Here is an 8,560-nt window from a genome sequence, read left to right as displayed (position 1 = left end):
AAGTGCAGGAAGTGCAGGAAGTGCAGGAAGTGCAGGAAGTGCAGGAAGTGCAGGAAGTGCAGGATAAACAAGCTAAACAAGGCAAACAAGGCAAACAAGCTAATTCAGGTAAATATGTTGCTTTATAATAATCAACAAAAAAGGGATGCCATAGCATCCCCTTTTTATTGACCACGCTGATAGCTAGATCAAAAATCTGTTTTTCAATTTTTCTATCGGAGAGTCATTGAATAACGATTGGAAGCCACTCAGGTTATGAAATTCTGAATAGTTTAATCGAATCACGACGAACCGTTACGCCACGGAAAGTTACTGGCTCTAACAACGTCATTAGTTGCTTAGAAACAAAAAACTTACCGCCATAGCTACGATCACCGCCACGATTAACCCAATCAGCAAATTCATCAGCCAGACTGAACATTGAGTTACCGACTAATAAAACTAGAACTTTAGCAACTTCGCTATCGTTCTGACGGTTAAACTCTGCGTCACGAACTTTCTTACGATATTCGTCGACAATTCTTTCAAGGCACTCAAATCTGCTCATATACACCACCATAAAAATCGAGGCGTGGATACTACTGCTCAACTCCCGTTAAATCAAGCCATCTCAGCATGTTTCTTGTGTTTCATCATTAAATTTTTCACTTTAATAACATTATTAATACTTATCACTAAAAAAATTCGTCTTTATCTTCATTTTTTGTCATTTTGATAAAGTTTTATTTAAAATACATCTTTATACGAGTTAGAATAATTCCTTTTACTCATAGTGGTCATAAAACATGAATAAAGAAACTGACTTTCGTCTATTAGGTCGGCTTGACAGTGAATTTAAGACGATAACCGCAATGATTGATATTTATTGTGCAAAACATCATCAAATCAATACTCTAAAATTTCAACGATGTAATAATTGTGACCAATTTAGAGCTTACGTAAAACAGCGACTTGATCGCTGTCCTTATGGAGAAAATAAACCCAGTTGTAAGCAATGCCCTATCCATTGTTATAAGCCACAACAAAAAATTATGTCACAAACGATTATGCGCTATTCTGGCCCTAAAATGATCGTTAAGCATCCAATAATGGCCATTAAGCACTTAATTCATGATAAAAAAACGATACCTGAACGTAACAAAGAAATGCTCTCTAACCATCAAAAAAGAAAAGCGTTACTAAACAAGAAATAAAAGAGACAAACGCCCGCTAATAATAATTTCTTTGTCATTGATGATGATATTTAAAAGCCAAGATATTTTATGATAAGTGTGGAGATAAGACAGAGGCAGTCCTTATGTGTCTAAAGACTGCTTCAGAAATAGCGCGAGGAAAGCTATTTAGTTACGGTAAAAATCAATCACTTCAATTTTTACTGGGGTATTCTTTTTCGTTAGTTCAACTGTAAATTGATCTTCATCGACCACTTTAGCATCTTTAGCGCCTTCACCCACAACGCTCACCCCTTCAATTTTGGTGTAAAGCTTAGTGTAATCATAATGCATAGTTACCGTTACTTTAGTCGGCGCTGTCGTTGATAGTTCAAAAGTACAAATACCAGTTGGACAGAATACATCAATATCATCAGGTGATGTGACCGATACAGTATCAACATTTTTAACAGGCGTTGCTGTAACCGTCGGTTCACTACACCCTGCTAATAACATTGTTGCTGCCACCACAATAAAACCTAATTGACTTTTTTTCACAGATTAATCCTCATTTAATTATATATGTCGTCATACCTATCTAACGTAAGCGCTTCACAACATATATTGAATGTATTCATTATGGGTTGAGATCGTTAATTTCATCAACCGTTAAATAACGCCATTGACCTTCATCAACATCTAACGTTACGCAACCAATGCTCTCACGATGCAAACCTACCACTTTGTTACCAATACTGGCAAACATGCGTTTCACTTGATGAAATTTACCTTCAGTGATCGTTAATAGCACTTGTTTATCATCAACGATAGTTAATATTGCTGGCGCAGTTAACTGCGGTTCACCTTGCAACTTAATTCCTTTAGCAAACAATGTCTTGGCACTTATATCTATCGATTTCCGAAGGTGTACGCGATACACTTTTGGGCATAATTTATTAGGCGAAGTAATATTAAATGACCATCGACCATCATCAGTAATCAAGACTAATCCTGTGGTATCTGCATCTAATCGCCCCACAATATGCAGTTCTTGTGGTCGTTCTATATCAATATAATTGAAAAGTGATGGGTAAACTTCGTCAATATTAGAACAAATTGTTTGCGCAGGTTTATTCATTAATAGATAACGAAATGGGCGAGGGAAAAGTTGCTTACCTGAAAATATTACTTCATTATTTTCATGAACTTGAGATGAAATATCAGAGATCACGTTGCCGTTAACCTTAATATCACCCTCTTCAATATGAGCAATAGCTTGTGCTTTCGTCAATGCTGTACTTTTACAAATAAATTTATCAAGACGCATAAAAACATCGCTATTTATAAAGCGATTATTATCCTTGTCCGTCAGCAATAAGCAACTGTTAGACGGATATTTAATCTCTCACTATGAAACCTTTATGATAACGATTATTCATATTTACTTACATCACACAGCACTTAAACAGTACCCTGCTGCATTAATCTCGAACACTTAATTTTCCACCCATCTAAATATACCCACACAGAATAAAATGCGATCTATCTCAATAATTTTATTAATTTACAAAATATTGTTTGTCGCAATAATAAAGCTAGGCTAATATCGCGCAACTTTGGTAATACTGCAATTACCATAACCAAGATAATCTCTTTATAATCATTAGGTTAATAATGTCTTATAACGCTTTATACACTGATTTGTCTGGCTACTATGATTTAATGTGTGCTGATATTGATTACCAAGAACAAAGTAATTGTGTCCGTAGACTCCACCAGCTATTTGGCAATCAAGGCACACGTTACCTTGATCTTGCTTGTGGTACTGGTCCTCATGTTGAACATTTTATTGGTTATGGTTATCAAGCAAGTGGCTTAGATATTAATCAACCAATGCTGAACATTGCTCAACAGCGTTGTCCTCAAGCAACATTTGTTCAGCACGATATGTGTAACTTTACTGTTGATGCTCCATTAGACTTAATTACTTGTTTCTTATATTCGCTGCATTACAACGCCAATATTGAAAAGCTGATGCAATGTATTGAAAGTGCATATAATGCCTTAGCTCAAGATGGTGTTTTTTGTTTCAATGCCGTTGATAAAGATAAAATCGATAACAACTCTTTTGTTCGCCATACAACTGAATTTGGAGACAGCCATTTTATGTTTCAATCAGGCTGGAATTACTGTGGTGAAGGAGAGCATCAACAATTACAACTTCACATTGAAAAAACAAGTGACAATGTAACGCAATCTTGGCGTGATAATCACCCAATGGTGGCAATCAACTATGCTCAATTACAGCAGTTATTAGCACCCTTTTTTGATGTGACCATGTTTGAACATAGCTACGACAAAATAGTGCCTTGGAATGGCCGTTCTGGTAATGCTATTTTTGTGTGTGTTAAAAAAGAAAACGTCATCATCAATCAACAAGCCGCATAAAAAAACCTCGATCAATATAACTTGATCGAGGCTTCATTTGCTTAACTAATAATAATATTACTGTGCCGTATTGTTATAACACAGCACGTTAAAGCGCTATTATTTTTCGTTTTCAGCAATAACTACATCGGCAGCAGCTTCTGCTGACGCTTCTTCTTCTTTAAGGAAGTTTTCTTTGTCACGTTCATTTAATTCAGAACGGTGAGCAAGTGGCTTCTCTTTTTTCTTGATGATTTGGCGTTCTAAACGAGCAAATGCAGCGCTTAGTGCTTCACTTAATTCTTTTTCATCAGCAGATGCTTCAATATCACCTACGCTAGTCTTAACCGCAATCTCGACAATAAATTGACGGCCTGGTTCTAGCTTCATAAATACATTACGGCTATGGAAAGCCACTTGGAATTTATCAAATTTAGCAAACTCAGATTCAATATGAGCTTCCATGTAGTCAGGTAATTCAAAACCTTTAGCAGTTACTTTTAAAGTCATTTTTTTATCCACCAATAATTTATTAAGTTATTTATTGTTTGTACTATTAAGATGAACCTAAATTAAAAAACAAAACGTGACATAGATCACATTTCCAAATCATGGCTATTGAACATATATTTAATAAAACCTGTTAAATCAACTACAAACAATCACAAATAGTGTAAAAAACAATCACAAATAAAAATAACTGTTCATTAAAAACACCATTTATCTATCTTTCTATCTCCTTGGTTTTTCCGAAAAAAAATATTTAAATAAAATTAGATCTAAATGATTGATCTGGTCTATGTTTTATCTCACTAATGTTTAAATCTTATTTAATTACCTATTTATAATAATTGATTACGTAAATTTGAGTTTTAATCTTTAGGTTTTAGATAATGACTTAAATAGATAGTACGGCTAATGTGATTGCATCATATATATTTAATATGTGATTTATGCTTTAGCGTTTTTAAATTTAAATTATCATTTGGTATAGAATTATGAATCAGACATACCCTCTATTAAAAGGCAATTGGCTTCCTAAAAATAAAGCCCATGTTGCAGCTTGGATTAAAGATTTAAAAACTCGTACGCATTTAACATCTAATACTATTGCTCAGCCTATTATCGATTTTAAAGAATTGGTAGAGAATGACCCTACGCTACTACGCCTTTCACAAGATATGTTTAGTGAAGCTAAAAGCCACAAAAAATTAACGCCTTTAGAAACACCAGAGGTGAATGACTTTGATGAATTTTTAGTTTTACTGAATCATATAATGACGCAAGCACCAGAGTGCACTGAGTTTTTAGATCCTAAAACAGGCGCACTTGAACCATGTGGTTTAATTGGTTTCCCTATTAATGCGCTACTTGATTGGCCAATGGCAACAGATTCAGGTTATGCGTTCTTTGCAAACGAACTTGTTAACCAACAATTTAAGAAAATTCTGACTTACTGGAGTTTATACCTTTCATCTCCAGCATCACGCTCAGTATTAATTGAAAACCATCCAGATCGCACACCAAAAGTCTTTGGTTGGTTAAGTGATAACGCCCAAAAAGAAATGGTCACTGTCGCTTGTCAGGCAGAAGCCAGTGATTCAGAAAATCATGATAAGCCGTTTGAGCATTTCTTTAACTGTGATCCAACAGATCAACACTATGGTTTTAAATCATGGGATGACTTCTTTACTCGTACATTTAAAGACGGCGTAAGACCTATTGCTGAAGGTGATGATGTTATTGCTAACGCCTGTGAGTCAGCACCATTACAGGTTGTTACCAACGTCGCTAAATCTTCAAATTTCTGGCTTAAAGGTCAACCCTATTCATTAGAAAACATGATGGATTTTGATCCACTAGCTGAACAATTTGTTGGCGGTACAGTTTATCAAGCATTCCTTAGTGCATTAAGCTACCACCGCTGGAACAGTCCAGTAACGGGTACTGTTAAAAAGACTTACATGGTTAACGGCTCATATTACTTAGGTAACCGTTACCAAGGCTTTAATAACCCAGACGGTGCCGACGATAGTGCGCCTAACAATTCACAACCATTCTTAACTGCGGTTGCGACACGTGCTGTTATCTTTATTGAATCAGATAACCCTAACATTGGCTTAATGTGCTTTATTGCTATTGGTATGGCTGAAGTGTCTTCTTGTGCTGTGACTGTTGAAGAAGGCCAACATATTAATAAAGGTGATGAACTTGGTATGTTCCACTTTGGTGGTTCTACACACTGCCTAATCTTCAAACCAGAAGTAGAGCTAGAGTTTGATTTCCACAATACAGCACCAGGTCTTGATGCAAGCAACATTCCAGTATGTTCTCGTATTGCGACAGTAAAGAATAAATAGTACTGCTGATAAGACAAATACTAAAGCAGCCTCTCTTGGCTGCTTTTTTATGCTTTAACCTGCCAAACCAAGCCCGCTTTAATAAAAAAGCCAATAAACACGTAACATGTCACTAAGGTCTATTAGTAAAACTAAATATGCTTAATTGGATTAAAAGGTGTAATATTACACAATAAAAAAAATGATTGTGCTAATTTCTATAATTTACAATTAACGCATTTATCTATTATCTTACATCAGTAATAATATGATATTATTATCAAACCCGCTCCAACTCGGTACACCAATGAACCAGTCTCAACAGCTACTCGATATTAGTACGAATGCCTTATTGCATCTAGAATTCAAAAAACTTGATAAGCGGCTAACACAGACTGAGCAAAACAACCTACTTGTTCAGTACCTAAAGAAAATTATCAAGAATGATAGATATCGTACGGTTAAGAAATCAACCAAAAGTTGGTTATTGCGCGGTAGAAAAACTGGCGCATGTCTAGAATCTATACTTAATAATGATCGTGAGCGGATATTACAAACTAGCTCAACAGACCTTTATCGTTTTGTTGATCTTATTGAAGACATTGAAGCTCAATTGCATACACAAGTGCAATATTCATTGGCACACAATATCAACCTTAAAGCACGCTTTGGTAAAGTATTAGTGTGTGTGGTTGATGAAGACTTAACATCTAGTTTTGATGATGATGGGCTAATGATCAAATCAACTCAGATTTTATTCATTGGCAGTAATGAACATAAAGATATATTTTCTGCTGCAATTGACCAAAGTGGTTATTTCCAATCTGTAATTGCATATGAAGATGAAAGTCACCTTCGCGTTGAATTGTTTAGACTATAAAATCACATCACATTATTTGTTGTGTTATAAAAATACCAATGAGTAAATTTTGATAATTTACTCATTGGTTAATAAATAGCTTAAGTTGATCACCATTCAAAAAGTATGATCTCTTCTTGATAATAACCATATCCTTTATTGGAAACTTATTTTAGTAGCATTTCTCTTGCTACAACAAAAGACACTTCTTCTAATAAATAATCAACGTTATCACAAGCGTCATTAACCATTAACTTGGTTGTTATTTGTTTTACAACATAACATTTAGCAGGCACTTGAGCTTGTTCATGGGTGTCATTAAAGAAATATAAATCATTGATAGATAAAGAAACTGCTAACTGACTATCAATATCAATCTCCACAGATAGAACATCACCAACTTTTGGTAAATAAGATAAGCTATCACCTGTAATATACTTTCTTACTGGTAGAATATTTTGTTCTGATTGTAAATCAACGAAATTAACCATTAATGAAATCATTGGATTATTTAACATTGTATTACCTTATTTAATTGTTTTTTTTATTATATCGATTTAAAAATAATACGATGCACGCTAAAACATAATTATTATTTTTCATAAACTAACGGTAACTTACGGATACCTTTTCGTGTATCAAATTCTTAATACCGCCTTTATACATGGCAATATTAATATTATCTTTTAATTTCGTTCACTAAATTCAATATCCAACGTTTAGTGGACTGACTGACTCGCTCCTACCAATTGATAAAACCCATTAATTTAGAAAAACTATTATTAATAGCTAACACTAATGCGTCTTTAGATGCTGGAACTGATAGCATCCTGTCCTCCTTTTACTTGCGATAACAACAGCAATAATACGGCATAGACTTCTCCTATCTTCTTCATATCACCTTAAATATAAGTAAGCCACGTTGATAAAAAACCGATTCGAAGTACTGTCTGAATCATCAAATACATACTAAAACCACTGTATAGCTTGAACGTGAGATACTACATATTTTTGTAATGTAACTTTATTATTTTCTAATAACCCACTTAATAAATGTAACTTTACAACATACCAATAGAGGAATATAACATTTAAAAACAGCACCTTAAAGCCACCCACCCTCGGCGAGAATCGATTCTAAGACTCATATTCAACAATCAAATATCGATAAATAATGCTTGCATCCGAATTCAATTAAAACTACTGTATATACATACAGCATGTATATATAACCACTGTCGGAGATAGCACCATGAAATTATTAATGCATACTCAAGGATCTACTACAGCTTCTGATGTTTATAAAGCAACATTGGATTCTCATGTAGATATTTATCAATCTCCGACAAGAATTGTTCCAATTGAAGTAAGTTATAGCGAACAGCAACAAGCACAATTAGCTTATTTCTTACGCTTACTAAAACAAGCAAATCAAGAAAATCGCTGGATCATGTTTATTGGGCAAGATGCGTTATTAGATAAACGTTTATTAATAAATGCAGGCATTGATATTAATAAAGTGCTATTACTTAAAAATATGAAAAACCAAAGTAAACATTTACTAATGGTTAAAGCATTAGAGATGGGAAACTGCTCTGCCGTTATTGTAACAGGTGAAATTGAAACCTTTAACACCCCATTAATTACAACGGCAGCTGAACAAAGTAAAACATTAGCTTTTGTGCTAAATCAAAATGTTAAAGCACAATTAACATTCCATTGAGTTAATTTATAAACGATAATGTTATTGTTAAGTTGCAATCTTTACAATATTACATAAAGTT

Annotated in this window: 10 protein-coding genes; 5 read left to right on the top strand and 5 right to left on the bottom strand. The window is 34.2% G+C overall.

The window, feature by feature from the left end; all coding sequences use genetic code 11:
• Positions 1–253: 253 nt before the first annotated feature.
• Complete coding sequence (locus Q0V26_RS10860; RefSeq protein WP_005367981.1) at positions 254–547, bottom strand: hypothetical protein; 294 nt, start codon at positions 545–547, stop codon at positions 254–256.
• Positions 548–785: 238 nt separating this feature from the next.
• Here Q0V26_RS10860 and Q0V26_RS10855 point away from each other — a divergent pair, with 238 nt between their 5' ends.
• Positions 786–1,193: a nitrous oxide-stimulated promoter family protein gene (locus Q0V26_RS10855; RefSeq protein ID WP_080157547.1), complete on the top strand. Its 408-nt coding sequence runs from the start codon at positions 786–788 to the stop codon at positions 1,191–1,193.
• A gap of 147 nt (positions 1,194–1,340) precedes the next feature.
• Here the strand turns inward: Q0V26_RS10855 and Q0V26_RS10850 are convergent, their stop codons facing one another.
• Complete coding sequence (locus Q0V26_RS10850; RefSeq protein WP_080157549.1) at positions 1,341–1,709, bottom strand: spore gernimation protein; 369 nt, start codon at positions 1,707–1,709, stop codon at positions 1,341–1,343.
• Between the two features lie 79 nt (positions 1,710–1,788).
• A complete protein-coding gene (locus Q0V26_RS10845) occupies positions 1,789–2,478 on the bottom strand; it encodes a 16S rRNA pseudouridine(516) synthase (RefSeq protein ID WP_297481701.1) in 690 nt (229 codons plus the stop codon).
• 347 nt (positions 2,479–2,825) lie between these two features.
• Here Q0V26_RS10845 and Q0V26_RS10840 point away from each other — a divergent pair, with 347 nt between their 5' ends.
• The gene (locus Q0V26_RS10840; RefSeq protein WP_297481700.1) at positions 2,826–3,599 is read left to right on the top strand and encodes a class I SAM-dependent methyltransferase; all 774 of its coding nucleotides are present in this window, start codon (positions 2,826–2,828) and stop codon (positions 3,597–3,599) included.
• Positions 3,600–3,698: 99 nt separating this feature from the next.
• Here the strand turns inward: Q0V26_RS10840 and raiA are convergent, their stop codons facing one another.
• A complete protein-coding gene (gene raiA / locus Q0V26_RS10835; protein WP_045040496.1) occupies positions 3,699–4,088 on the bottom strand; it encodes a ribosome-associated translation inhibitor RaiA in 390 nt (129 codons plus the stop codon).
• A gap of 488 nt (positions 4,089–4,576) precedes the next feature.
• Here raiA and Q0V26_RS10830 point away from each other — a divergent pair, with 488 nt between their 5' ends.
• Both Q0V26_RS10830 and Q0V26_RS10825 read left to right on the top strand, forming a co-directional pair.
• Positions 4,577–5,938, top strand: a complete 1,362-nt coding sequence (locus Q0V26_RS10830; protein ID WP_297481699.1) for a phosphatidylserine decarboxylase family protein — start codon at positions 4,577–4,579, stop codon at positions 5,936–5,938.
• 286 nt (positions 5,939–6,224) lie between these two features.
• Positions 6,225–6,797: a DUF2913 family protein gene (locus Q0V26_RS10825; RefSeq protein WP_080157571.1), complete on the top strand. Its 573-nt coding sequence runs from the start codon at positions 6,225–6,227 to the stop codon at positions 6,795–6,797.
• A 146-nt stretch (positions 6,798–6,943) separates the two neighbouring features.
• On the opposite strand, the gene Q0V26_RS10820 is transcribed toward Q0V26_RS10825, so the two are convergent.
• Positions 6,944–7,294 (bottom strand): hypothetical protein, encoded by a 351-nt coding sequence (locus tag Q0V26_RS10820; RefSeq protein WP_297481698.1) that lies wholly within the window; start codon positions 7,292–7,294, stop codon positions 6,944–6,946.
• Between the two features lie 734 nt (positions 7,295–8,028).
• Here Q0V26_RS10820 and Q0V26_RS10815 point away from each other — a divergent pair.
• Positions 8,029–8,499, top strand: a complete 471-nt coding sequence (locus Q0V26_RS10815; protein ID WP_297481697.1) for a SulA-like leucine-rich domain-containing protein — start codon at positions 8,029–8,031, stop codon at positions 8,497–8,499.
• The last annotated feature ends 61 nt before the right edge of the window (positions 8,500–8,560 follow it).

The sequence above is a fragment of the uncultured Photobacterium sp. genome, assembly GCF_947039875.1.
In the GTDB taxonomy this organism is placed as follows: Bacteria; Pseudomonadota; Gammaproteobacteria; order Enterobacterales; family Vibrionaceae; genus Photobacterium.
This window is presented reverse-complemented; position numbering and strand designations above follow the sequence as displayed.